The following is a 22320-nucleotide window of genomic DNA, read 5'->3' on the forward strand; positions in this document are numbered from 1 at the left end:
GGCGCCCGCCACGGGACGCGCCTCGAGCGCGGCGACGCAGCCCGCCCGGTCTGCCGCCTCAAAGCCCGGCAGCAGCGCGGCGCGGCAGGGCGGCTCGCCCGCCAGCCCCGCGCAGAGCATCACGATGGCCTCGAACATGCCGCCTCCCGTTTCACCACGCGCCGTGTCGGGCCAAGCCTCGCGCCCCGGCGCGGCGCGATCCATACCGACCTTGCGCTCGGTAGCCCCCTGCCCCGCCGCGGCCTAGACTGCCGCGACCCAGACCCGACCCGGTCCAGGAGGAGCCCCATGCCGCGCCAAACCATCCCCGCCGCCCTGATCGCCGCCGCCCTCGCCCTGCCCGTGCAGGCCGCCGAGACCGCCGGCACGCCGTTGCAGGACAGTCCCACCTGGGAGGAGCTGCGCCCCGACATCACCGGCGACGCCGCCATCACCCCCGCGGGCGGCCTCTTCACCGTCGAGGCCCCCTACCGCGCCGAGGACGCCGCCACCGTGCCGCTGCACATCGTGCAGACCGACCCGTCGCTGCCGATCGAGCGCGCCACGGTGGTGATCGACGAGAATCCCTCGCCGGTTGCCGGCAGCTTCACCTTCGGCAGCGCCATGGCGCCGCTCGATTTCGAGCTGCGGCTGCGGGTGAACGCCTATTCCAACGTGCGGGTGATCGCCGAGACACCGCAGGGACTGCGCATGGACGGGCGCTACGTGAAGGCCTCGGGCGGCTGCTCGGCCCCGGCCAGCAAGGCAGGAGACGAGGCGCTGGCCGATCTGGGACGGATGAAGCTGCGGCTTTTCGGCCCGGCCGAGGACCACGCCCCGCAGCAGTCCACCGCCCGGCGCGAGGCGCAGATCCAGATCCGCCATCCCAACTTCTCGGGGCTGCAGCGCGACCAGATCACCCAGCTCTTCATCCCCGCGCATTTCATCGACCATCTCGAGGTCTGGCAGGGACAGGAGATGCTCTTCGCCATGGACGGCGGCATCTCCATCTCGGAAAACCCCGCCTTCCGGTTCACCTACGCCGACAACGGCGCACCGGCGCTGCGGGTGACCGCGACCGACACCGAGGGGAACGTCTTCGACTCGGAGCTGCCGAAAGCGGGCGGCTAGGGCCCCGCGCCCGCGTGCACATAGGCGCTCAGGACAGGGCTCAGCACGGGTCTCAGGATGGCGGCGCGGGCGGATGGCGCAGGCGGTTGTCGTCGTCGATGAGCCGCAGCCGGTGCGGCAGCGCCTCTCCCCAGCGCCAGAGCACGAGGTTGCGTGCCGCCGCGCGGGCGCCGGGCGCAAAGCTCGGCACGCGCATGCCGCAATAGCCCATCGCCAGCACCCGCTCCGCCAGGTCCTGCGTCGGCGCGCTGCCCTGCATCGCCTGCCGCGCCGCCCAGTCGGGCAGGGCCAGATCCTCGGGCCGTGCGCCGATCTGCGCCAGCGCCGCCACGTCGCAGGCGTCAAAAAGCGGATCGAGATCGGCCTCCACCGCCACCAGCGTCACCGGGGCGAACTGCCCGGCCTGCTGCACCTCGTTCAGTGCCGTCTCGACGCTGTCGGCAAGGTAGAGCGCCGCCCGGCCGACCCGGTTGAAGCGCCCGCCGAAGCGCTCGGCCCCCTCACCCGACAAGGGGCGGTAAGCCCAGTAGGGCGAGAGCGCGCGGTAGAGCGTGCCGCGGAACTGCATCAGGCGGGGATGCCGGCGTCGAGCCTGTCGAGATAGAGGTGCACCCAGTCGGCGTGGCCATCGCGCACAAGCTGCATCGCCGTCGCCTCACCAAAGCCCGAAAGCGGCGCCGAACGGTACCAGGCATAGGCCAGCAGGTCCGAGCCGAAGCGCGGCGCGACGCGGTTGACGATCTCGACCATCTCGCGCAGGCGCTTCTGGGTGCGCGGGTTGCCCACCCGGTTCGCCCTGGTCAGCGCGTCGCGCCCGAGCCCGGCGGTCTGGGCGATCTCGTCCACCGTGGTGCGCAGGCTCTGCGCCATCAGCCGCGGGGCAAAGAGCCCATCATCCGAAACACCGCGAAGATCCATGCCTGCCACCCATTATGACGTGATACGCGTCAATATGGGTGGCGAAGCGGAAGAGGTCAACCCTTGCGGTCAGAAGAAGCAGACCACCTCGGCCTCGGCCTGTGCCCGGCGCAACTCTGCGACGATGCCATCGGCCATGGCCGAGCTGTTGAAGATCGCCATGCGCTCGCCGCCGGTGAGCCGAAGCGACAGCACCGTCTCGGCCTCGACGTATTTATCATAGGGCAGGATGGCGGCGATCTCGTCGATCGAGCAGGCGCATTTGCGCAGGTTCTCGCGGCTCTGGCCGTTCGCGGCCATGCAGCCGAAGACGTAGTCGGCGCGCACCTCGGTCGGGTAGTCGTTGAGCCGCTCGGCCACTCCCTGCGCCGAGAGCGCCGCCGGGGCGCAGAGCGCCAGCACCAGAACCAGCCGGATCATTGCGCCGCCACCTCGTCGAAGCGCAGCTCCGAAAGATAGCCCCCCTGCGCGCCCTCGGCGCCCGGCGCCTCGGCGATCAGGCTCAGGTACCAGCCCGGCACCGCCTCGGACATGGTGACCCGCAGCTCGAGATCGCCGAAGCCCATCATCCGCGCCCGGTTCGGATCCTCGGCAAACGGGCGCAGGGTAACGGTGCGCGTCTCGATGGTCTTGCTGCCGTAGCTGGCCTGCCCGGTCTCGACCTCGGCGGGGCGCACCAGCGACTCCTTGATCCGGTTGCGGATGTAGAAGGGCGAGCCGCCGGCGGTCTCGGCCATGTCGCGGATCACCGTCTCGTAGAAATACATGATCATCGGGTTGCCGACGCTGGCCGGGAAGCTGCCGAGGTTGCGGTGCTTGCCGTCCTTCAGGAACTGCAGGTTGGCGATCCGCGCCTCGGGCGTCTGCTCGAACGAGAGCGCGATCTCGCCGCTGCCGGTCTCGGCCGCCTCGGGCAGCACGCCGTTCTGCACGGCGCGGCTGTAATGCAGCACCGAGCCGGCAGCGATGCTGTCGAGCGTGCCTTCCTTGAACAGCAGCTCATAGGTCTGCTCCGCCTCGGTGGTGGCCGCGGCTGCGGGCAGCGCGAGCGCCCCCAGCACGGCAATTAGGGCCAGTTTCCTGCGCATGGCGCGACTCCTCCCGCGTGGTCTCCCAGTGCGCAGCCTACCCCCCCTGCCCTGCCTGTCATTGCCGACTTTTGTCGGTGCCCGCCACGTCGCACCCTAGACCTCCGGCGACTGCCAGCGCACCTTCCAGTCGATCAGCGAGCGCAGCCGGGCCAGCTGCACCGGCTTGGTCAGCACCGAGAACCCCTGTGCCGCGCCCTTTTTCAGAAGCCCGTTGCCGCGGTTGGCGGTGATCATGATCGCCGGCACCTGCGCCCCGCTGGCGCGGCGGATCTCGGCGATCGCCACGTCGCCGGTCTCGCCGCCGTCAAGCTGGTAGTCGGCGAGGATGATGTCCGGCGGCATGCCCATGTCGCGCACGTGCCCCAGCGCCTCGGAGATCGAGCGCGCCGCCAGCACGCTCGCGCCCCATTGCTCGAGCTTTTGCGAGAAGGCGAAGAGCACGTCCGGGTCGTTCTCCACCAGCAGCACGATGTGGTCCATCTCGTAGGCCACGGCCGGGGCGCGCTCGCGGTCGTCTTCGGGCGCGGCGCGGCGGCCCTCGACCACCTCCATCTCGATGCTGAAGACCGAGCCCGCGCCGGGCTTGGAGCGCACCCGCACCTGGTGGCCGAGCTGGCGGCAGGTCCGGTCGACGATCGACAGCCCCAGCCCCACCCCCGAGCCGAGCGGCACGTTGTCGGCCCGGGCGAACTCCTCGAAGATGCGCTTCTGGTCCTTGCGCGAGATGCCGATGCCGGTGTCCCAGACCTGCAGCTCGATGCGCCCGCCGCGGCGCCGGCAGCCGACCAGCACCCGGCCGCCCTCTGGGGTGTATTGCAGCGCGTTGACCACGAGGTTCTGGATCGAGCGCAGCAGGTAGACCGGATCGGAGCGCACGAAGACCATGCTCGGCACCACGTCGAGCCGCACGCCGCGGCGCTGCGCCACCGGCACCTGATCCTCCCAGACGCTGCGCATCAGCGTGCCAAGGCAAAGCTCGGAGGGGGTCAGCGCCTTGTCGGCGCTCTCGAGCCGCGAGATGTCGAGCAATGAATGCAGCAGCTGCTCGATCGAGGTGAACGAGCCTTCGAGCCGCTCCACCGTCGGCGCAAAGCGCGTGTTGACCGCGGCATCGAGCAGGGTCGCGATGAGCAGCTTGGCTGCGTTGATCGGCTGCAGCAGGTCGTGGCTGGCGGCGGCAAGAAAGCGGGTCTTCGACGAGACCGCCGCCTCGGCCCGCTCCTTGGCCAGCCGCAGCTCTTCCTCGACCCGGGCCATTTCCTCGAACTGCAGGCGCAGCTGCGCGTTGGCGCGGGTCAGCTCGGCGGTGCGCTCGATCACCCGGTTCTCGAGCATCACCGTGGCGCGGGTTTCCAGCGTCACGTCCTTCAGCTCCAGCAGCACCCCGCCATCGGGCAGCCGGTGAGCGTGCAGGTCCAGCATCCGCCCCGAGGCATGGCGCAGCCGCCGCCGCAACCGCCCCTGCCGCTCCAGCCGGTCGAGCCAATGGGCGATGTCATGCTCGGCGGCCTCGGTGATCAGCCCATGCTGGGCGACGTAATCGAGCATCCGCGCCAGCTCGACCCCCTTTTGCAGCACCGTGTAGGGCAGCCCCAGAAGCTGGCGGAACTGCTGGTTGAACATCATCACCGCGCCCTCGGGCGAAAACGTGCAGACCCCCGATGTCATGTTCTCGAAGACCGCCTGCAGGTAGTCCGCCTGCCGGTCGATCAGGCTTTCCTTCTCGGACCGGTTGCGGCGCAGGATGGCGGTCATCTCGGTGAGCAGCAGCACGATGTTCTCGTCGCTCGTGCGCTGCAGGTTGATCTGGTACCAGCGGTCGCCGGTCAGCTCGATCACCAAAGACACCACCGAGGCCCCTGCCCTGCCCCGCCGCGCCTGTGCCAGCGCCGCGTCGAAGCTGCCCTCGACGCTCACCAGATGCGCGCTCCTGGCCATGGCCGAGAGACAGGCGCCGATCTCGAGCCCCGGCCGAAGCTGCTCGGAGATGTCGGGCAGCAGCCGCTGGAAGTTGTCGTTGCAGACCTCGAGCCGCCCGCCGGTGAACAGCGCCACCCCGCCATCGAGCGCCGCCAGCGCATCGGCGAGGTTCTTGCGCATCCGCTCTGAATCGTGCCGGGCGTGGCGCAGCGCATCCGTGGTCAGCTCGAGATCGCGGGTCTTGGCCCAGACCTGCGCCTGCAGAGCAATGGCCGACTGGAACGCGCCATAGGCGGTGCTGCCGATCTCGTGCTGCCGGTTGGCACGGCGGATCAGCGCGTCGATGATCTTCGCCTGCCGGGCGACCTGGTTCTCGAGCGGCTCGTTGGGGTCGATCATGCGAAATCGCGCCTCCCCGGCTCGAAGAAGGCGACGCCGACGAAGGTCTGGTTCACATGGACCCCGCAATGCTGCTCGCCGTAGGTGTTGAACCCCAGCACCCGGCGCCGCCGGAAGATCTCGCTCACCGCCGGGGCGAGCTGCTTCTGCTCGATCTCAAGCTTGCGCAGCACGCAGTCGAAGCCGAGCACGAAATCCGGCGGCGCGTCCTGCGGGCCGGTGACGTCGAGCTCGTGCTCGAGCGTCTCGAGGATCTCCTTGCCCCGGCCCAGCGTCAGGATCAGCCCGTCGTCGATCGCCCCGAGGAAGGACAGCGCGTGCGAGCTCGGCGCGCCATGCACCGCGCGCACGTGGTAGTTCATGTTCTGCCGCACAAGCATCGGGTTCTCGGCAAAGACCTGCGGCGACAGCCGCTCGACCGGCACGCCGACGATCCGCGCGTATTCCAGCGCCGCGGGAGCACCGTTGATCTCGAACACCAGCCGCTCCTCGGGCAGCGCGCGGGTCACCACCATCTGCTCGTCGGTGGGCAGGAAATGGTCGAAGCCGAGGCCACGGAACTCGAGATCCGTTTCAACCAGAAGGAGAACGGCCGCATTGCTGTGGAAACGCCCGTCGTGCAGCACGAAGGTCTCCTTGAAGGCAAGATTGTCTCCCGCCGAGCCGCCGAAGACCGGCACCTCGCCAAGCGCCGCCTCGAGCGTGGCAACCAGCATCTCTTCTTGCTTCGCGAGCCCGTCGGCAAAGATCAGGGCCAGCCGGTTCCAGCCGGCGGTGCGGCGGAAGCGCCCCGCGTGGCTGCGCACCTCCGAGGCAATGGATTTCATCAGCAAGGGTTTCAGAGGCGAGATCAGCATCGAGGCGCAGCGGAAATGCTCGCGCGGGAAGGCCAGCAGCAGCAGCGCCCCGGTCTCGTAGCCCTCCTGGGTGATCGTCCCGGCAGTGGTGCAGCCAAAGACCGGAACCCCGCCCGCCCCCTCTTCGAGCGCCTGCGCCACGGCGTCCAGCACCAGCCCCTCGGGCATGAAGGCGAGGATGAAGCACGTGTCCGACAGGTCGAGCACCGCCAGCGCTTCGCGGACGGCACCCGCGGCCTCGGTCCGGTACGAGACCGCGATGCGGACGAAGCGCGGCAACAGGCGGTCTGGCGCCATATGGGTCAGCGGCTCAGGAAGGCTTGGGCATCGGCATCCGCGGCACCGATGGTCGTGGCGGGCTGCGAGCTCTCGACCAGCACCGCCGCCTGCGTCCGGTTCTGCACCCCGAGCCGGCGCAGGAGCGCGGTGATATGCGCCTTCACCGTAGCCTCGGCGAGATCGAGTTCATAAGCGATCTGCTTGTTGGGCTTACCGGCGCAGATCAGTTTCATGATGCGTTTCTGCTGCGGCGTCAGCTCTGCGAGCTTGGGGTGCATCGCCTCGAAAGGCGGCGCCTCGGCCTCGCTCACGGTCTCGCCCAGGTACCCCGCGTGCACGTAGCGCCGACCGGCGGCGATCTCGCGAAGCGCCTCGCGCAGCAGCGGTGTCGGGGCGTCCTTGGGCAGGAAGCCCGCGGCCCCCTCCTCCATCAGCGCCTGCACCACCTGCACCGAGGTGAGCGAAGAGATCACCAGCACCGGCACCTCGGGCAGCGCCTCGTGCAGACGCTGGAACCCGGAAATGCCGCAGACATCCGGCAGCTTGAGGTCGAACATCACCAGATCGGGGGCGAGCCCCTGCGCCAGCAGATCGAGCGCCGCGCCGAGGGTCTGCGCCTTGGACGGCTGACATTCCGGGAACACCATCCGCAAGGCGGCGTCCAGCGCGTCGCTGTAGAGCGGATGATCGTCGACGATCAGAACAGGCCCAATCGTGCCCGATGCAGCCGCATCTTGCATGTCTTTCATTGAACTCTCCTCCCACGAAGAAGGTAGCGCATGAAATTTCACTCGCGCAACGGTGTTGTTCCCCAAGGTCAAGGAACGCGCGCCTCCGCGCCGACGTCCGCGGGGCGCGCGTGGGACCCCGTGCTAGGAGAGCGCCCCGCTCTGTTTGGCCACATGGGTGGCGATGGCGTCCATCAACGGCGGCGAGAGGCAGTCGTAGGGCTCGAGCCCCAGCTCGCGCAGCCGGCCGCGGATCTCGTCCATGCGGGACGGATCGACGCCGGATTCGATGATCGAAGAGACGAAGGCGGCAAATTCCGCCGGTGCCCATCCCTCCTCGGACGACAATTCCGTGTGCACGAAGTCGAGCCCGTGGAACGGGTGACCAGTGTTCTCGATGCGGCCGTACATATGCACGCCGCAGCCCTTGCAGGCGTGGCGCTGGATCGTAGCCGAGGCATCCACCACCTCGAGCTTGTCCGCATTCTCGAGCACCTCGACCTGGTCCCGCGCGACCACGGCGATCTGGCTGAACACCGCGCCGTCGGGCTTCCAGCACTTGGTGCAGCCGCAGACGTGATTGTGCGCCGTCTGCGCGCCGATGCGGACCACGACGGGATCGCTGCTGCATTTGCACCTGAGCGTGCCGCCGGCAAAATCGGGCCGTGCCGGGGTGATGCCGCCGTCCACCTGCGGATGAATCTTCACATGGCTGAACTGCGGCGTGGACGGGGACTCGTCCCCGCCGAACAATTTGTCGAGAATTCCCATTTCCTATGGCTCCTCCCATGCGCGCCCGCCTCCCTGCGGACCCGTGGCGCAAGGGTGCGGCCTCGTCCGGGCTCTGGCAATGCAACCATTCGTATCGGCTCGGCGCCCCCTCGCCCGCGCTCGGAGGCGGATTGTCAGCCGTACGGGCAGGCCCGGCGCAGCGCCTGGCCGAGATAGGGCGCGACCTGTTCCGGCGGCAGGTTCGCATCGAGCGCCACGAGGCCGCACTGCGGATCGGGATCGCCATCCTTGCCGTCGGTGACATGCAGCAGCCGCAACAGATGCGCCCGGCACAGCGCCTCGAGCCGCGCCCCCAGCCCCTGGCCGGGCATCTCGAAGCCCGAGGCAATCACCAGCCCCGCGCCGGGCAGCGCCAGCGCGTCAAGCGCGCCGAGCCCCGGCACCAGCGGCGGGTCGTCGAAACTGCCGGCGAGCGCCATGGCTTCGGCCGCCTCATGCGCGGCGACAAGACCGGTGATGATCTCCCGCATGCCGGGCTCGCCCTGGGCGGAGGGCACCACCACCGGCGCGCTCGCGCCAAGCGCCAGAAGCGCGACCCAGCCGCCGTCCTGCACCACGCGCCAGCCGATCAGCGCCAGCGCCTCGGCCGCCGCCACCGAGCGGAAGGCCCTGAGTTGACCGCTCAGCATCGAGGGCCGGAAGTCCGCCACCAGCACCGCACCGGGCCAGTCCCCGGCGAACCACGGATGGAAATGCTCCCGCGCGGTTTCGCGCAGCGCGACGAGCTCGGTCGCTCTGAGGCTTGCACCGGGGACGTGCAGGGAGCGGGTCATCTGGACTTCCTTGGTCAGGGCCCAAAGCGGGCGGCGGGCGCTTCGGCGCGGCGGCTCAGCCGCTGCACCAAAGAGATGAGGACAATCTAGCCGAAGCGGGCAGGGCGCCGGAACACAGCCCATGGTCGCAGCCCCGGCGAACCCGCAAAAACTTGCCAGAGGGCCATATTTTCAACCCCCTGAAAACATGCGCATTTTCAGATTGTCAGCTGACAATTTCCCGCATCGGGCCGGCGCGACAGGGCCGAGAGCAGCGAGAAGACGGAGAAAGAGCCCCTCTGCGCCATCTGTGTCAGCCGCCTGAGATAGGCGCCGGGCTTGCGGATCTGCGCGTGGCGTTCGAGCAGGCACAGCAGGGTTGCCGCGGCCCTTTCCGGGCCCATGATCCGCTGCGCTTCGTGCAGCACCGGCGGCTCTATTCCCATCATCGGCGCAAGCCTCTGCGAGATCGCCACCAGTTCGTGCCAGCCCTTTGGCGCATCCGGGAAGAAGGCGCGGTACTCCCGGCAGGTCTCTGCGATCATCGGGACGGTCAGGCGCGTGTCCTTCTCTGCAGGTTCGGCAGTTTCCAGGCGCGTCACCTTTGGCTGCTGCGCGTTCTCAGAGTCAGAATAGGATCTATCTGATTCCTGTATGTGCCGCTCATTTTGGGTGTTGCTGGCGCTCAATGGGGCGGGATCGGAGACTGTCAGCGCGGGGATGTCGTCGGGCGTCTCGGTCGGAAGCTCGGCCTCGAGACGGCTGACAATCGCGGTCAGAACGTCCTCGGAGCACTTGCGGCGCAGCAGCAGGCGGGCGGCCTCGAGAAGCTCTTCGGGCGCGCCCGTCTCGAGCAGCCGCTGGCGCAGCATGCCGAGCCTGGCGCGCAGCACAGCGATGCGTTCGCGGCGCAGGGTGGCCTCGGTGACCGCCCGCTCGAGCGCAGAGGCAGCACGGGCCAGGGGGGAGAGATCGAAGCCGAAGGCGACGCCGATCTCGGACCCGGCCTGGCGGGCGAAGCGCTTGCCATTGGCGCTGTCGTGACGGTGGATGATCCCGCGCGCGGTCAGCGCGGCAAGGTGCCGCCGCAGCGTGCTCTCTGGCATGCCCGAGAGCCGCTCGGACAGCGCCCGGTTCGAGGGGAAGACGATGGCCCCGCCGGGCGTGCCGGGCAGCTCGCGCTCCGGCCAGAAGCTGAGCAGTGCCTTCAGCACGGACAGCGGGCGGTGGCCGAGACCGAAGTCCTCGGCAGCAATGGTCAGATCGCGCAGCAGCGCCCACTTGTCGTGGGAGCCGACCTGCGCCGTCAGGCAAGCCGATAGCGGCCGCCCGACCGGGTGTCGGGACGTGTCCTGCATGTGAATTTTCACGAAAGACAACAAAATTCCTGCCCCACACCGAGATGCGGAGTTGACAGGGACCGGTGCTGGCGGCTAACTCAAAGTGCTACTTTCGAGAAGGGCCTTCCGGGATCCGTCCTGGGGGGCTTTTCTTTTTGTCGCCTGTCCTCTCGTGCCTCCGTTCCTGTTATCCTGCTCTCAGTCTTCCGACCGGGTGCTTTGCCAGCGGTCGTGAAGTTCGGTGATGATGGCTTCGGCCTGCGAGTCGAGCCACCGGTCGAAGCCGTCTGCAGTGCGCGAGGGCACCGTCAGAGTCAATCCGCGCGAGGTGCTGCGCACCTCTGCCAGCGCCATGCCGTCGCGGGAACGCAGGCTGCGCGGCCGCGGGGCAGGGGCCTTGGGCGCGCTCGCCTTGCGCTGCGTCGCGGCATAAACCGCTTCGAAGCGGGCGTCGGAATCCAGCGCCTCGAAATTGGGGTGCCTCATGGCGTCCTCGGCGCGCGCGCTCGCGGCCGCGTCCTGCAGCGCCTTGGCCAGCGCCATCCAGCGGTCGCGGCCGATGCTTGGGGCCGAGCCGATGCGGCGCAGGAAGGGCAGGGCAAAGGCCGTGCCCACCTTCAGCATCCGGCTCACCATCGGCAGGTCGATCGACAGCGCCGCGGCGATTGTCTGCCGGTCATAGCCCGAATCCTGCAGCTGGGCCGCGAAGCTCGCCTTTTCCACGAAGCTGAGATCCTGCCGCGAGGTGTTTTCCTGGCCCTGCGCCATGACCAGCGCGTGGTCGTCGAGCTGGCGGACCATCGCCTTGACCTTCATCCCCAGCTCGCGCAGCGCCCCGAGGCGGCGTCGGCCGTAAACGATCTCGAAGCGGCCGTTGGTCTTGGGATGCGGGCGCAGAAGCACCGGCACCTGCTGACCATAGGTCTGCAGGCTTTCCTTGAGCTGGTCCTGTGCGGCGGGGTCTAGGCCGAGACGGTCTTCGAAACCGGCGTCGTCGATGAGATCGGCGTCGATCTCCTGAACGGCGTTTTCCTGAAGTTTCGACAGCGAGCTCTGCAGCGCGCCGACGGCGCCGCGCGGCATCATCCGCGAGTCGGCCGGGCTCGGCTTGCGTTCGCCGCCCCCGAGCGTGGAAATCCGTGGTTCCAGAATGCCTTTGCGTGCCATCAGCGTCCCCATGCTTTCTGAATGAGAGACTCGACCTCATCATTGACTTGATTCAGTGAATCGATCGCGCGGTCATAGGTGTTGCGGTGGAACTGCGAGCGGTCGACCTCGTAGAGCGTCTGAGTCGTCAGCCCGGCGTCCGAGATCGCGGTGGATTTCAGCATCGACGAGACCATCACCTCCTCGCCGAACAGTTGGCGCAGGAAGGCCACCACCTGCTGCTGCGGCCCGTCATTGGGCTCGTAACGGTTGATCAGGAAGCGCAGGAAGTCGAACTCCATGCTGGCGCCGGCGTTCGACACGACGTCGAGCAGATCGGCGCTCATCTGCAGGAATTGCGCCATCGAGGCGATGTCCAGCATGTTGGGCACGATGGTGATCAGCACGCCGGTCGAGGCGCAGAGCGCCGACATGGTCAGATAGCCAAGCTGCGGCGGACAATCGAAGATGATCACGTCGTAATCGGCCTCGACCTCCTGCAGCGTCGCGGCCATCCGCGCGAAGAACGGCGGCTGCATGTTGGCCATCAGCGCCTGCGGCGTCTCATGCTCGAATTCCTGCAGGATCAGCCCGCCCGGCGCCAGGTCGATGCCGGTGAAATAGGTCTTCTGGATGATCTGCGACATGGGCACCGGATCGTCGTAGCGGATCGCGTCGTAGATCGTGCCGGAATGCAGGAAATCATACTCGGGGCGGTAGCCGAAGAGCGTGGTCAGCGAGGCCTGCGGGTCGATGTCCACGGCCAGAACGCGGTAGCCCTTGAGTGCCAGACGCTGCGCGGTGTGGATCGAGCTGGTGGTCTTGCCCGAGCCGCCCTTGAAGTTGAGGAAGGACAGCACCTGCACCTTGTCGCCCTCGCGGCGGCCGCGCAGGTAGGTGCCCTTGGTCTTGGCGGTATTGTCGAGCGTCTTGCGGATTTCCTGCAGATCTTCGCCGGAATAGTGTCTTCTTCCACCCGGCGTGGTATGCACCTCGGGCACGCGGTTCTCGAAATGCAGCTTGCGCAGGAAGCTCGGCGAGATGCCGAGCAGCTCTGCCGCCTCGCCCGCGGAAAAGCGGCGAAGTTCCTTGCGCGCATCGGGGGCGAAGACCTTGAGCATATGGTCCTCGAGCGCCGCGCTGATCGCCTCGGCGTTCTCCCGCACACGGGCGTTGATATGGATCGGTTCCGCCACTGCTGCCCTCATCTTCGGTAACGCTGTTTTCCGCCAGCGCTTTTATTACCGTTCCTTTATGCAAGAGAGAGCGGAGTTGTCCACAGATTCCTTCGCCAAGAGGGCAGGGGGGCCGCCGCAATATTTTGCGACTCTTCACAGCGCGGACGCAAGGTGACGGATAATTGTCTGAAATTGCGGCGCTTTTTACCTGCCATCCCCGCGCCAGTCGCTGGTGCGTGTGTTCCCGATTGGACGCGGGTCCGAGCGACCAATGGGGAGTCTCGGCGACAGGGTCCGCTGCGCACACGGAGGGCGACTCGCCGGCGAGTCGCCCCGCAACAGGCTCTAATCAGGCTCAAATGGCGCTGTTTCGGCTCATTCGGCGGGTTCCGTCGCGGGCTTGCCCGGGGCGCGCCGATAGGTGAGGGGCGAGTCGGCCAGCGCATGGGCGGCGGCGCGGGCATGAAGGTCGATATGGTGGGGCGAATTGATGCAAACCGGGTCGGTGGCGGCGGGGTCGCCCGCCAGCGCCATCGCCTGGCACCGGCAGCCGCCGAAATCGATCTCGCGGCGGTCGCAGCTTGCGCAGGGCTCCTGCATCCAGCCGGTGCCGCGATAGGCCTCAAAGGCGGCGCCCTCGGTCCAGATCGCCGCCAGCGGCCGGTCGCGGACGCTGTCGAAGCGCAGGTGGGCAATCGTCTGCGCGGCATGGCAGGGCAGCACGGTGCCGTCGGGCGCGATGTTGAGCCCGGTCGAGCCCCAGCCGCCCATGCAGCGCTTGGGGTAGTCGGAATGGTAGTCGGCGGGCACGTAGTCGATCACCAGCCGCCCCTTCAGCCGGACCCGCGCCTCGGCGACGCGGCGGCTGGCCTCTTCGGCCTGCGCCTTCGTCGGCATCAGCGCGTCGCGGTTCTCAAGCGCCCAGCCGTGGAATTGCACCGTCGCCACCTCGATGCGCCGTGCGCCCATCTCGAGCGCCATCTCGATCGCGCGGGGAAGTTGGTGCAGGTTGCGCCGGTGCAGCACCGCGTTGAGGGTCAGCGGAAAGCCGATCTGCCCGATCCACTGCGCCACCTGCAGCTTCCGGGCAAAGCCGCCCCGGTAGCCGCCGATCTCGTCGGCCATCTCGGGCGTGGTGCCCTGCAGGCTGAGCTGGATATGGTCGAGCCCGGCATCGTCGAGCGCGCGCAGCCGGCGTTCGCTGAGGCCGATGCCGGAGGTGATCAGGTTCGTGTAGAGCCCGGCGTCGCGCGCGGCGCGCACGAGTTCCTCGAGATCGCGGCGGGCGGCGGGCTCGCCGCCCGAGAGGTGAAGCTGCAGCACGCCGAGATCCGCCGCCTCGCGAAAGACGCGGGACCACTCCGCGGTGGACAGCTCGGCGTCCTGGCGCGTCAGCTCGAGCGGGTTCGAGCAATAGGGGCAGGACAGCGGGCAGCGGTGGGTCAGCTCGGCGAGCATCGCGATGGGAGGCTTGGCTGCGGTCATGGCGGGGCCTTTGATCTGTGCTGCAGCCCGGGCTCGGCGCCGGGCGCTGCGTATTTGAAAAGGAGACGGGTCAGGGAGAGAGGTCGAGAAAGCGCCTTGCGTGCAGCGCCTGCAGGAAGCCGGCGGCGTCGGCGGCGATCTGTTCGGGCGGCGCGGCGTAGCGGGCGGCAAGGATCCCTGTGATCTCGGCAAGGCTGCGCGTGCCGTCGACCTCGGAAAGGATCGCGTGGGCGATGGGGTCGAGGGTGACCGCGCGCTCGGGAGCGAGCAGCACCCAGCCGCCGCGCACCCGGTCGTGGTGCAGGCGCACGCCGCGGGGCAGGGCGGGGATGGCGGCGGGATCCATCAGGCGGCCTCGGCGCCGGGGGCCAGACCTTCGCCGGGGCGCCAGGCGCCGGGGGGGATGCGCGCGGGATCCACATAGGCGCCCCAGAGCGCGTCGAGCTGCGACCAGAGCACGTCGGTCTTGAAGATCAGCGCGCGGGCGGCCTGGTCCTGTTTCTCGAGGGTGTCGGCGTGGCCCAGCACCCAGTCGAGACCGAAGGCGACGTCTTTCGGCGCTTCCTTGAGGCGGTTGCGGAAGTAGCTCAGCGCCGCCTCGTCGGCGAAGGCGTAGTTCTGCAGCAGCCCCTCGATCCGCGAGGCGTGGATCTTGGGCGCGAAGAGCTCGGTGAGCGAGGCGGCGACGGCCTCGAGCAGGGTCTTGTCGCGGACGAAGCGCACGTAGGCATCGACGGCGAAACGGGTGGCGGGCAGCACGCCCTCGCAGGAGGCGACGTAGTCGCGGTCGAGCCCCACCGCCTCGGCTAGGCGCAGCCAGCGGCGGATGCCGCCTTCGTTGGTCTCGGTGCCGTCGTGATCCTCGATCCGCGAGCGCCAGGCGCGGCGCAGGGCGGGATCCTCGACGCGGGACATGAAGGCGGCATCCTTCATCGGGATGGAGTGCTGGTAATAGTAGCGGTTGATCACCCAGGCGCGGACCTCGTCGGGGCTGCACTGCCCGCCGTGCAGCCGGTGGTGGAAGGGGTGCAGGTCGTGGTAGCGCGTCGCGCCGATGCGGCGGAGGCGGGCCTCGAAGTCTGCGCGGGACTCTGCGTCGGTCATGCGGTCAGCTCCATGCCATCGTGGCCTATGGTCCAGCCCGCCGCCTCGGCCTCGGCCCGCTCGGGGGCGCCGGGGCGCAGCACCGGGTTGGTGTTGTTCATGTGGACAAAGACCTTGCGGCCCAGATCGAGCCCGTCGAAGGCGGCGATCGACCCCGCGGGGCCGCTCATTGACATGTGCCCCATGCGGCGGCCGGTTTTTTGCCCGAGCCCGGCGGCGATCATCTCGTCGTCGCGCCAGAGCGTGCCGTCGAAGAAGACCAGCGCGGCGCCGGTCAGCCGGGCGCGCAGGCTCTCGTCGAGCCGGGCGCAGCCGGGGATGTAATAGGCGCGGGCGCTGCCCGCACGCAGCTCGACGCCCACGGTCTGCTCGCCCATGAGGTCGGTGTCCACCTCGGCGCCCTCCATGTAGAGCGGCACCTTGCCGGGCACCGCAAAGAGCGTGGCGCTCAGCCCGGGGGCGATCTCGGCGGGCGTGTCCAGCGCCAGCGCGGCGCGGGGCACCACGGCGCTGTCGAGCGCCGAGAAGACCGGGTTTTCGGCGATCACCGCGTGGATGCCGGGGGTGGCGTAGAGCGTGAAGCGCTGCATCTCGCGCAGCGTCAGGAGCCCGGCGATGTGGTCGATGTCGCCATTGGTCACCAGCACCGAGCGCAGCGGCATGTCGCGCAGCCCGGTGGGGTGCAGCTCGGCGGTGGCGGCGAGCTGCGCACGGATGTCCGGCGAGGCGTTGAGGATCGCCCAGTCCGTGCCATTCGCCGAGACGGCCAGCGAACTTTGGGTCTGGGCGGGGATGTCGCCTGCACGGGCCATCCGGCAGTTCTCGCAGCCGCAGTTCCACTGGGGCAAACCGCCCCCGGCTGCGGCTCCGAGAATACGCGCGCGGATCTGTTGCATCACGTTCTCCGCGCGCGGCTGATCAGAACAGCACCCCGTCGTCGTGCTCGGGTCCGTACATGTTGATTTCCATGCCGCACTCGATTTCGCGGATCACGGGTTTCGTCCAGGCCATGAAAGTCTCCTCCTCTCGCAGGTTGCCATGGCAGGAGTGTGCGGCCTCGGGGGTCCGCGGGGCGACTCTTATCTTCTAAGAAGCGCCGCGACGAAAGTCGGTGTCCGCGCCGCTCAGCGGATCGGCGGCGTGCCCTCGAGGCAGAAGCCCTGCTGCCGCAAGGTGATGATATCAAATCCGAAATCTGCCGAAGGTTTCAATTTCCTGCGCAGGTAACCGATGTAGACATCAACGACGTTTTCCGAGCGCGAGTCGCCGGCCCAGAGCCGGTCGAAGATCTCGCCGCGCGAGAGCGGGGTGCCGGCATGGGTGGCGAGCAACGCCAAGAGGGCGAACTCGCGGTCGGTGAGCTGCAGGCTGCGGGCGCGGGTGCTGAGACTGTGGTCCGCGGCCGACAGGCGCGCGGGTTCGGGGCGGATCGCGGCGGCGCGGTGCTGCTGCACCTGGAGGCGCGCGACGAGCTCGTCGAAGGCAAAGGGTTTGACCACGTAGTCATCGGCCCCGGCGGCGAGCCCGGCGGCGCGCTGCTCGACCTCGGAAAGCGCCGAGAGCATGACCACCGGAAGCTGCGCCCCGGCGGCGCGGGCGCTGCGCACCAGCTCGATGCCGCTGTCGGCGCCAAGCATGACGTCGATCACCGCCGCGTCGAAGCGCTGCCCGGTGAGCCGTTCGAGCGCCAGATCGGCGCGGTTGCAGGTTTCCACCGCGTAGCCGTGCAGCCCCAGCCCGCGGGCCAGGGCCGAGCAGATCTCGGGGTCGTCATCGACGACAAGGAGGCGGGGGGCATGGCTCATGGCGGCAGGCTAGCGCGCGGCGCGCGGCAGGCGAAGCGCGATCTTGGTCCCGGGTGAGCCGCCGAGCGCCTCGGCGCGGGGCAGGGGGCTTTCGATGGCGATGTGCCCGCCCTGCTGCTCGATCACCCAGCGGGCCAGCGGCAGGCCGAGGCCGAAGCCCTGTGTCCGCGTGCCGCCGCCGCCCTGCGCGAAGCGGTCGAAGAGCCGGGCCTGCAGCTCTTGCGGGATGCCGGGGCCGTTGTCGGTGAGGGTGATTTCCGCCTCGGGTCCATCGGCGCGCAGCGCTAGCTTCAGGGCGCCGCCGCTGCGGGCGTGGCGGATGGCGTTGCGGATCAACCCCGCCAGCACCTGCCGCAGCCAGTTGCGGTCTGCCTCGACGATCAGCGCGGCAGGGGGGGCGTCGGGGCCGAGGAGGTGCATCCCGGCGTTCGAGAGCTCGGCCGCGGTTTCGGCCGCAGCCTCCCGCGCCAGCTCCGCCAGATCGACCGGCACCGGGTCCAGCGCCAGCTGCCCGGTCTCGGAGCGGGCGACGCGCAGCAGGTCGTCGATGCGTCGGCTGAGGCGGCTGGCACGGGTCTCGATGGTGGCAAAGGCGGCCTCGGGTGCGGGCGCGCCCTGTCTGCCGAGCTGCGCCTCCATCAGGATCACCGTCAGCGGGGTGCGCAATTCGTGGCTGATGTCGGCGAAGAAGCGGCGGCGGTCCTCGTCGGTGCGTTCGAGCCGGGTGTTGGCGGCGCGCAGAGCCTCGGTACGCTGCGCGATGGTCTGGTTGAGCTGCGCGCGGTCCTCGGCCACCGCCTCGGCGCGGGTGGCGAGAGCCTGGGCCATGCGGCTGGTTTCGCCGTAGAGCGCGCCGATCTCGTCCTGGCGGGTGCCGGGCAGGGCGATGGCGAAATCCTCCTGCCCGATGCGCCGGGCGGCGGCGCGCAGCGCGTCGAGGCGGCGGAACTGCGGCCGCACGAGGCCGAAGTAGAACCCCGTCGAGAGCGCCAGCGCGAGCAGCCCCATGCCGAACGCCGCCAAGACCAGCCGCTGGCGCAGCGCGTCGATGCCCCGCAAGATCTCGCGGCGGAGCCGGCGCTCCTCGTTCACCGCCTCGGCAAGCAGCGGGTCCACCCCCGAGGCGAAAGTGTCGAGATGCGCGCGCAGGCGGGCGGGGTCGGTGGTGTCGGAGGTCAGCCCGGCCTGCGCCGAGTGGAACAGCGCCTCGATCCGGGCGATGGAGAGCGAGAGCGTGGCGCGCCGGCTCTGCGCGTCGAGCCCCTGCGCGGCGGCGACCTCGGTGTCGAGCCCGGCGCGCAGCCGCGCGAAGGTCTGGGCAAGGGTCGCGGCGAGGCCCTGGGTGCGCGCGGCGCGGGTCTCGGGGGGCTGGCCGCGCTGGATCAGCTCGGCGGCGACGACGATATAGGTAGAGACCTGCGTGGAAAGCGCGGCATAATCCTCGAGCCGCGCCTCGGCCGCCAGCGCCGAATCGAGTCGGTCCGAGACCCGGGCCATTCCGAGCACGATGATCGCCGCGGTCAGCAGCGTCGCAAGGCCAAGCAGCCCCGCGCCGAGTCCCAGTCGCGCCTTGAGGGAGAGGCCCGATCGCCCGACCCCCTGCCGCCGAGCTTCCGTGTCTGCCTTGAAAATGTGCGTTCGCCCAAGAAACGCGCGCGTTCTCTGGGCAATGCTGCAGTGCGGCGCAACTGACATAAATCGTGAGACCCGAATATTAACACTCAGGGGGATACTGGAAGGGCATCACGTTCAAACCCACGAGGCAACCATGATTGAGCTTCTCTTTATGGCGTGCTTGTCAAGTGCGCCCGATCAGTGTCAGCAGCGCAGCCTGATATATTCCGATGTCACCCCTCTGGCCTGCATGATGGGTGCCCAGCCGGAACTGGCCCGCTGGGTCGAGGAACATCCGGCCTACACGGTGTCCCACTGGAAATGCCGCGAACTCGGCACCGGTGAGCGCGAAGCGTGACCCCGCGCGCGGCCCGGCGGGCCATCTGCGGAGCGCGATCCATTCGTTAGTGAATTTCTATGTAGGTAATCTCTACCATCCCGGGTGGCCGGGACGAACCGCTCCCTAAGGAGCAATTGACGCGGCGCGACTCAGGCGTCACCCTCTCCGGCTGGAGAGGGAGGTCTTCGTGCAGGGCAGTGACACCGCGACGCGCTTCATTGGCAGGGGCATGGGCGGAACGACAGGCGATGCGCGCAGCGGCGCGCGGTCCGAACCGGCACGGCTCGGCGTCACGGCGGTTTCGCTGGCCGTGCTCGTGCTGCTCTGGGTGCTTGCCGCCCATCTCACCGATGATCCGCAGATCCTGCCGCAGCCCTGGGCGCTGGCGGCGCCCTTTGCCGAGGCGCTGCGCTCGGGCGAGCTGCTCTATCACCTGGGACGCACGCTGGGCCGCGTGGCCTGGGCCTTTGCCCTGGCGATGGGCGCGGGCATTGCGCTTGGCATGGCCATGGGGCGCTTTCCGAAGCTCGACCGTTGGCTCGATCCCTGGCTGGTGATCTTCCTCAACCTGCCGGCGCTGGTGCTGATCGTGCTGTGCTATCTCTGGATCGGCCTCAACGAGACCGCCGCCATCGTCGCCGTCACGCTCAACAAGATCCCCAATGTCGCCACGGTGATCCGCGAGGGCGCGCGGGCGCTCGACCCGGGGCTTGACGCCATGGCGCAGGTCTATCGCATGCCGCTGGCGCGCCGCCTGCGCCACGTGGTGCTGCCGCAGCTCGCGCCCTTCATCACGGGCGCCGCGCGCTCGGGGATCGCGGTGATCTGGAAGATCGTTCTGGTGGTGGAATTCCTTGGCCGATCGGACGGGGTGGGATTTCAGATCCACCTCTATTTCCAGCTCTTCGACGTCGGCATGGTGCTGGTCTACGCGTTTTCCTTCATCGCGGTGATGCTGGCGGTGGAATGGCTGGTGCTGCAGCCCTGGGAGCGGCGGGTGCGCCGCTGGCGGGGGTGACCGGAGCCTGAATGACCGCCCTCGACGTCTCTGATCTGCGTTACAGCTACGGGTCCAAGCGCGCGCTCGACGGTGTGAGCTTTGCGTTGCGCCCCGGGTTCACCGCGCTGCTCGGGCCGAACGGGGCGGGCAAATCGACGCTCTTCGCGCTGCTCACCCGGCTTTTCGTCACCCGCGAGGGGCGCATCACCGTCGCCGGGCACGACATGGCCCGCGCGCCGCGCGCGGCGTTGTCGAAGATCGGCGTGGTCTTCCAGCAGCCGACGCTCGATCTCGACATGAGCGTGATGCGCAACATGCGCTATTTCGCGGCGCTTCACGGCATCGCCGGGCGCGAGGCGGTGCGGCGCAGCGAGGCGGCGCTGGCGCAGCTCGGCATGGCCGAACGGGCCGGGGAGAAGGCGCGCAATCTCAACGGCGGCCACCGGCGGCGCATGGAGATCGCCCGGGCGCTCATCCACCAGCCGCAGGTGCTGCTGCTCGACGAGCCGACGGTGGGGCTCGATTTCGAGAGCCGGCAGGCCATCGTCGATCACGTGCACGGGCTGGCGAAGGCCGGGCTGACGGTGCTCTGGGCCACGCATCTCGTCGACGAAATCGCCGAGGGTGACGACGTGGTGGTGCTGCACAAGGGGCGCGTGCTCGCGCATGAGCCAGCCTCGGAGCTGCGCGCCCGCCGGCCGCTGGCCGAGGTGTTCATCGAGATGACCGGGCAGAAGAGCACCGCGCGGGAGGGGCAGGGATGAACGCCTGGCTGGTCGCCATGCTTGCCATCGTCCGGCGCGAGGCGGCCCGCTTCGTGCACCAGCGGTCGCGGTTCCTGGCGGCGCTGGTGCGGCCGCTGGTCTGGCTCATCGTCTTTGCCGCAGGCTTTCGCGCTGCGCTGGGGATGTCGATCATCCCGCCCTACGAGACCTATATCACCTACGAGGTCTACATCATCCCCGGCCTTTGCGGGATGATCCAGCTGTTCAACGGCATGCAGAGTTCGCTTTCGCTGGTCTACGATCAGGAAATGGGCTCGATGCGGCTGCTGCTGACCTCGCCGCTGCCGCGCTGGTGGCTGCTGCTGTCGAAGCTGCTGGCGGGGGTCGCGGTCTCGGTGCTGCAGGTCTACGTCTTTCTCACCGTGGCGGCGGGCTTCGGCATCGTCCTGCCGGGCTGGGGCTATGTGCTGGTGCTGCCGGCGCTGATCCTGTCGGGGCTGATGCTGGGGGCGCTGGGGCTGCTGATCTCGTCCACCATCCGCCAGCTCGAGAATTTCGCCGGGGTGATGAACTTCGTGATCTTCCCGATGTTCTTCCTGTCGACCGCGCTCTACCCGCTTTGGAAGATGGCCGAGAGCTCGACCCTGCTGCGCGACATCTGCGCGGTGAACCCCTTTACCCATGCGGTCGAGCTGATCCGCTTCGCGCTTTACCAGAGCCTGAACGGCTGGGCGCTGCTTTGGGTGGTGCTGGCCTTTGCCCTGTTCTTCGGGCTGGCGCTGGTCGGCTACGACCCGGCGCACGGGATGAGCCGGCGCCCGAAGCGCGGCTGAGCGGAGTCAGGCGAGGCAGGTCTCGAGCGCCGCGACAACTTCGAGGAAGGCCGGGTCGGTGTCGCGCAGGCGCGGCCAGATCAGCGCGATCTCTGTCGCCGCGTCGGAGGTCGAGATCGGCACCGTCGCCACGGGGCGTCCGTCGTAGCAGAGGCTGCTCGGCGGCGCGGAGTAGCTGATGCCGATCCCGGCGCCATGCGCCGCCAGCGAGCGCATCATCTCGAGCGAGCGCACCCTGTGGCCGACGGTGGGGCTGAGCCGCATGGCCTCGAAGAGCGTGGTCATGAAGCCCTCGGACAGCTCTTCGGAGAAGAAGATCAGCGGATGCGCCGCCAGTTCCTGCAGGGTCAGCGTCTCGTTCCGGGCCAGCGGATGGTCCGGCGTGAGGAAGGCCACCGGCAGGATCGTCTTCAGCACGCGGCGCTCGAACCGCGCGCCGAAGCCGACGTCATAGGAGATCGCCAGATCGACGCGGCCCTCGTCGAGCGCCGCGGCCAGATCGGAGAACCGCCCCTCGGCGCCCTCGAAGCTGACCTCGGCAAAGCGGCCGCGCAGGTGGTCCAGCGCCTTGGCGAGCTGCAGCGGCGCGAGATCCTCGAAGCAGCCGAGCACAAAGGGCGCAGGGCTGTCCGAGCTGCGCTCGATCCCCTCGGCAAGCAGCAGCAACTCGCGGATCCGGCCGAGGAGGCGATGTCCCTGCGGTGTGATCTCGACCGGGGCGCCCTTGCGGCGCAGGAAGAGGCGGGTGCCGAGCCGCTCTTCGATCCGGGTGATCGCCACCGACAGCGAGGGCTGCGAGACGTTCAGCCGCCGGGCCGCCTCGGTCAGGCTGCGCAGCTCGGCGACGGCGATCAGGTATTCGTATTGGCGCAGGGTGTTATATAGCATGAAGTTATGTAATTCA

Annotated in this window: 25 protein-coding genes; 5 read left to right on the forward strand and 20 right to left on the reverse strand. The window is 68.8% G+C overall.

Translation table 11 applies throughout. The annotated features are described in order from the left end of the window. The first annotated feature begins 288 nt into the window (after positions 1-288). Positions 289-1110, forward strand: a complete 822-nt coding sequence (locus G0D83_RS03695) for a quinoprotein dehydrogenase-associated SoxYZ-like carrier (RefSeq protein ID WP_164189624.1) — start codon at positions 289-291, stop codon at positions 1108-1110. A gap of 52 nt (positions 1111-1162) precedes the next feature. On the opposite strand, the gene G0D83_RS03700 is transcribed toward G0D83_RS03695, so the two are convergent. The 19 genes from G0D83_RS03700 to G0D83_RS03790 form a co-directional block, all read right to left on the reverse strand. Beyond that, entirely contained in the window at positions 1163-1678 is a 516-nt protein-coding gene (locus G0D83_RS03700) for an RES family NAD+ phosphorylase (RefSeq protein ID WP_164189626.1), read from the reverse strand. Further along, the gene (locus G0D83_RS03705; protein WP_108970510.1) at positions 1678-2028 is read right to left on the reverse strand and encodes an antitoxin Xre/MbcA/ParS toxin-binding domain-containing protein; all 351 of its coding nucleotides are present in this window, start codon (positions 2026-2028) and stop codon (positions 1678-1680) included. The genes G0D83_RS03700 and G0D83_RS03705 overlap by 1 nt, the downstream gene beginning before the upstream one ends. 69 nt (positions 2029-2097) lie before the next feature. Beyond that, entirely contained in the window at positions 2098-2448 is a 351-nt protein-coding gene (locus G0D83_RS03710; RefSeq protein ID WP_164189628.1) for a hypothetical protein, read from the reverse strand. Continuing rightward, on the reverse strand, positions 2445-3116 hold the full coding sequence (locus G0D83_RS03715) for a hypothetical protein (RefSeq protein WP_164189630.1): 672 nt from the start codon (positions 3114-3116) through the stop codon (positions 2445-2447). The genes G0D83_RS03710 and G0D83_RS03715 overlap by 4 nt, the downstream gene beginning before the upstream one ends. A gap of 96 nt (positions 3117-3212) precedes the next feature. Further along, entirely contained in the window at positions 3213-5438 is a 2226-nt protein-coding gene (locus tag G0D83_RS03720) for a PAS-domain containing protein (RefSeq protein ID WP_164189632.1), read from the reverse strand. Next, a complete protein-coding gene (locus tag G0D83_RS03725; protein ID WP_164189634.1) occupies positions 5435-6592 on the reverse strand; it encodes an FIST N-terminal domain-containing protein in 1158 nt (385 codons plus the stop codon). Before G0D83_RS03725 ends, G0D83_RS03720 begins: the two co-directional genes overlap by 4 nt. Before the next feature lie 5 nt (positions 6593-6597). Then, positions 6598-7323, reverse strand: coding sequence for a response regulator transcription factor (locus G0D83_RS03730; protein ID WP_108970515.1), 726 nt, complete (start codon positions 7321-7323; stop codon positions 6598-6600). A 123-nt stretch (positions 7324-7446) separates the two neighbouring features. Then, positions 7447-8073 carry an S-(hydroxymethyl)glutathione synthase gene (gene gfa / locus G0D83_RS03735; RefSeq protein WP_164189636.1) on the reverse strand — a complete coding sequence of 209 codons (627 nt, stop codon included), beginning with the start codon at positions 8071-8073 and terminating at the stop codon, positions 7447-7449. A gap of 134 nt (positions 8074-8207) precedes the next feature. Next, complete coding sequence (locus tag G0D83_RS03740; protein ID WP_164189638.1) at positions 8208-8867, reverse strand: hypothetical protein; 660 nt, start codon at positions 8865-8867, stop codon at positions 8208-8210. A 197-nt stretch (positions 8868-9064) separates the two neighbouring features. Next, positions 9065-10204, reverse strand: coding sequence for a plasmid replication protein RepC (repC, locus tag G0D83_RS03745; protein ID WP_164189640.1), 1140 nt, complete (start codon positions 10202-10204; stop codon positions 9065-9067). Between the two features lie 180 nt (positions 10205-10384). Then, the gene (gene repB / locus G0D83_RS03750) at positions 10385-11353 is read right to left on the reverse strand and encodes a plasmid partitioning protein RepB (RefSeq protein WP_164189642.1); all 969 of its coding nucleotides are present in this window, start codon (positions 11351-11353) and stop codon (positions 10385-10387) included. Next, complete coding sequence (gene repA / locus G0D83_RS03755; protein WP_108970519.1) at positions 11353-12528, reverse strand: plasmid partitioning protein RepA; 1176 nt, start codon at positions 12526-12528, stop codon at positions 11353-11355. Before repA ends, repB begins: the two co-directional genes overlap by 1 nt. A 357-nt stretch (positions 12529-12885) precedes the next feature. Next, the gene (gene pqqE / locus G0D83_RS03760; protein ID WP_164189644.1) at positions 12886-13995 is read right to left on the reverse strand and encodes a pyrroloquinoline quinone biosynthesis protein PqqE; all 1110 of its coding nucleotides are present in this window, start codon (positions 13993-13995) and stop codon (positions 12886-12888) included. 70 nt (positions 13996-14065) lie between these two features. Then, entirely contained in the window at positions 14066-14341 is a 276-nt protein-coding gene (gene pqqD, locus G0D83_RS03765) for a pyrroloquinoline quinone biosynthesis peptide chaperone PqqD (RefSeq protein ID WP_108970521.1), read from the reverse strand. Next, complete coding sequence (gene pqqC / locus G0D83_RS03770; RefSeq protein WP_164189646.1) at positions 14341-15099, reverse strand: pyrroloquinoline-quinone synthase PqqC; 759 nt, start codon at positions 15097-15099, stop codon at positions 14341-14343. Before pqqC ends, pqqD begins: the two co-directional genes overlap by 1 nt. Continuing rightward, positions 15096-15995: a pyrroloquinoline quinone biosynthesis protein PqqB gene (gene pqqB, locus G0D83_RS03775; RefSeq protein WP_164189648.1), complete on the reverse strand. Its 900-nt coding sequence runs from the start codon at positions 15993-15995 to the stop codon at positions 15096-15098. The genes pqqC and pqqB overlap by 4 nt, the downstream gene beginning before the upstream one ends. 22 nt (positions 15996-16017) lie before the next feature. Further along, on the reverse strand, positions 16018-16110 hold the full coding sequence (pqqA, locus tag G0D83_RS03780) for a pyrroloquinoline quinone precursor peptide PqqA (RefSeq protein ID WP_040384855.1): 93 nt from the start codon (positions 16108-16110) through the stop codon (positions 16018-16020). A gap of 113 nt (positions 16111-16223) precedes the next feature. Then, entirely contained in the window at positions 16224-16904 is a 681-nt protein-coding gene (locus G0D83_RS03785; protein ID WP_164189650.1) for a response regulator transcription factor, read from the reverse strand. A 9-nt stretch (positions 16905-16913) separates the two neighbouring features. After that, positions 16914-18599 carry a HAMP domain-containing sensor histidine kinase gene (locus G0D83_RS03790; protein ID WP_164189652.1) on the reverse strand — a complete coding sequence of 562 codons (1686 nt, stop codon included), beginning with the start codon at positions 18597-18599 and terminating at the stop codon, positions 16914-16916. A gap of 73 nt (positions 18600-18672) precedes the next feature. On the opposite strand from G0D83_RS03790, the gene G0D83_RS03795 reads away from it, so the two are divergent. From G0D83_RS03795 to G0D83_RS03810, 4 genes are all read left to right on the forward strand, one after another. Then, positions 18673-18876, forward strand: a complete 204-nt coding sequence (locus tag G0D83_RS03795; RefSeq protein ID WP_164189653.1) for a hypothetical protein — start codon at positions 18673-18675, stop codon at positions 18874-18876. 169 nt (positions 18877-19045) lie between these two features. After that, positions 19046-19876, forward strand: a complete 831-nt coding sequence (locus tag G0D83_RS03800; RefSeq protein WP_370457151.1) for an ABC transporter permease — start codon at positions 19046-19048, stop codon at positions 19874-19876. A gap of 11 nt (positions 19877-19887) precedes the next feature. Beyond that, the gene (locus G0D83_RS03805) at positions 19888-20622 is read left to right on the forward strand and encodes an ABC transporter ATP-binding protein (RefSeq protein ID WP_164189655.1); all 735 of its coding nucleotides are present in this window, start codon (positions 19888-19890) and stop codon (positions 20620-20622) included. Further along, complete coding sequence (locus G0D83_RS03810; protein WP_164189657.1) at positions 20619-21416, forward strand: ABC transporter permease; 798 nt, start codon at positions 20619-20621, stop codon at positions 21414-21416. The genes G0D83_RS03805 and G0D83_RS03810 overlap by 4 nt, the downstream gene beginning before the upstream one ends. A 6-nt stretch (positions 21417-21422) precedes the next feature. Here G0D83_RS03810 and G0D83_RS03815 read toward each other — a convergent pair whose 3' ends face one another. Then, the gene (locus tag G0D83_RS03815) at positions 21423-22304 is read right to left on the reverse strand and encodes a LysR family transcriptional regulator (RefSeq protein ID WP_164189659.1); all 882 of its coding nucleotides are present in this window, start codon (positions 22302-22304) and stop codon (positions 21423-21425) included. Between the last annotated feature and the right edge of the window lie 16 nt (positions 22305-22320).

This window comes from Salipiger sp. PrR003 (assembly GCF_010500785.1).
GTDB classification, from domain to species: domain Bacteria; phylum Pseudomonadota; class Alphaproteobacteria; order Rhodobacterales; family Rhodobacteraceae; genus Salipiger; species Salipiger pacificus_A.

Bases quoted from the DNA above. Each gene is read 5' to 3' on its own strand.
- G0D83_RS03720 (WP_164189632.1), bottom strand. From the start codon at position 5,438: ATGATCGACCCCAACGAGCCGCTCGAGAACCAGGTCGCCCGGCAGGCG.
- G0D83_RS03695 (WP_164189624.1), top strand. From the start codon at position 289: ATGCCGCGCCAAACCATCCCCGCCGCCCTGATCGCCGCCGCCCTCGCC.
- repC (WP_164189640.1), bottom strand. From the start codon at position 10,204: ATGCAGGACACGTCCCGACACCCGGTCGGGCGGCCGCTATCGGCTTGC.
- repB (WP_164189642.1), bottom strand. From the start codon at position 11,353: ATGGCACGCAAAGGCATTCTGGAACCACGGATTTCCACGCTCGGGGGC.
- pqqB (WP_164189648.1), bottom strand. From the start codon at position 15,995: ATGCAACAGATCCGCGCGCGTATTCTCGGAGCCGCAGCCGGGGGCGGT.
- G0D83_RS03795 (WP_164189653.1), top strand. From the start codon at position 18,673: ATGATTGAGCTTCTCTTTATGGCGTGCTTGTCAAGTGCGCCCGATCAG.
- G0D83_RS03725 (WP_164189634.1), bottom strand. From the start codon at position 6,592: ATGGCGCCAGACCGCCTGTTGCCGCGCTTCGTCCGCATCGCGGTCTCG.
- G0D83_RS03815 (WP_164189659.1), bottom strand. From the start codon at position 22,304: ATGCTATATAACACCCTGCGCCAATACGAATACCTGATCGCCGTCGCC.
- G0D83_RS03785 (WP_164189650.1), bottom strand. From the start codon at position 16,904: ATGAGCCATGCCCCCCGCCTCCTTGTCGTCGATGACGACCCCGAGATC.
- G0D83_RS03705 (WP_108970510.1), bottom strand. From the start codon at position 2,028: ATGGATCTTCGCGGTGTTTCGGATGATGGGCTCTTTGCCCCGCGGCTG.
- pqqE (WP_164189644.1), bottom strand. From the start codon at position 13,995: ATGACCGCAGCCAAGCCTCCCATCGCGATGCTCGCCGAGCTGACCCAC.
- G0D83_RS03715 (WP_164189630.1), bottom strand. From the start codon at position 3,116: ATGCGCAGGAAACTGGCCCTAATTGCCGTGCTGGGGGCGCTCGCGCTG.
- pqqC (WP_164189646.1), bottom strand. From the start codon at position 15,099: ATGACCGACGCAGAGTCCCGCGCAGACTTCGAGGCCCGCCTCCGCCGC.
- G0D83_RS03810 (WP_164189657.1), top strand. From the start codon at position 20,619: ATGAACGCCTGGCTGGTCGCCATGCTTGCCATCGTCCGGCGCGAGGCG.
- G0D83_RS03700 (WP_164189626.1), bottom strand. From the start codon at position 1,678: ATGCAGTTCCGCGGCACGCTCTACCGCGCGCTCTCGCCCTACTGGGCT.
- pqqD (WP_108970521.1), bottom strand. From the start codon at position 14,341: ATGGATCCCGCCGCCATCCCCGCCCTGCCCCGCGGCGTGCGCCTGCAC.
- G0D83_RS03710 (WP_164189628.1), bottom strand. From the start codon at position 2,448: ATGATCCGGCTGGTTCTGGTGCTGGCGCTCTGCGCCCCGGCGGCGCTC.
- G0D83_RS03740 (WP_164189638.1), bottom strand. From the start codon at position 8,867: ATGACCCGCTCCCTGCACGTCCCCGGTGCAAGCCTCAGAGCGACCGAG.
- G0D83_RS03790 (WP_164189652.1), bottom strand. From the start codon at position 18,599: ATGTCAGTTGCGCCGCACTGCAGCATTGCCCAGAGAACGCGCGCGTTT.
- G0D83_RS03805 (WP_164189655.1), top strand. From the start codon at position 19,888: ATGACCGCCCTCGACGTCTCTGATCTGCGTTACAGCTACGGGTCCAAG.
- G0D83_RS03730 (WP_108970515.1), bottom strand. From the start codon at position 7,323: ATGAAAGACATGCAAGATGCGGCTGCATCGGGCACGATTGGGCCTGTT.
- pqqA (WP_040384855.1), bottom strand. From the start codon at position 16,110: ATGGCCTGGACGAAACCCGTGATCCGCGAAATCGAGTGCGGCATGGAA.
- gfa (WP_164189636.1), bottom strand. From the start codon at position 8,073: ATGGGAATTCTCGACAAATTGTTCGGCGGGGACGAGTCCCCGTCCACG.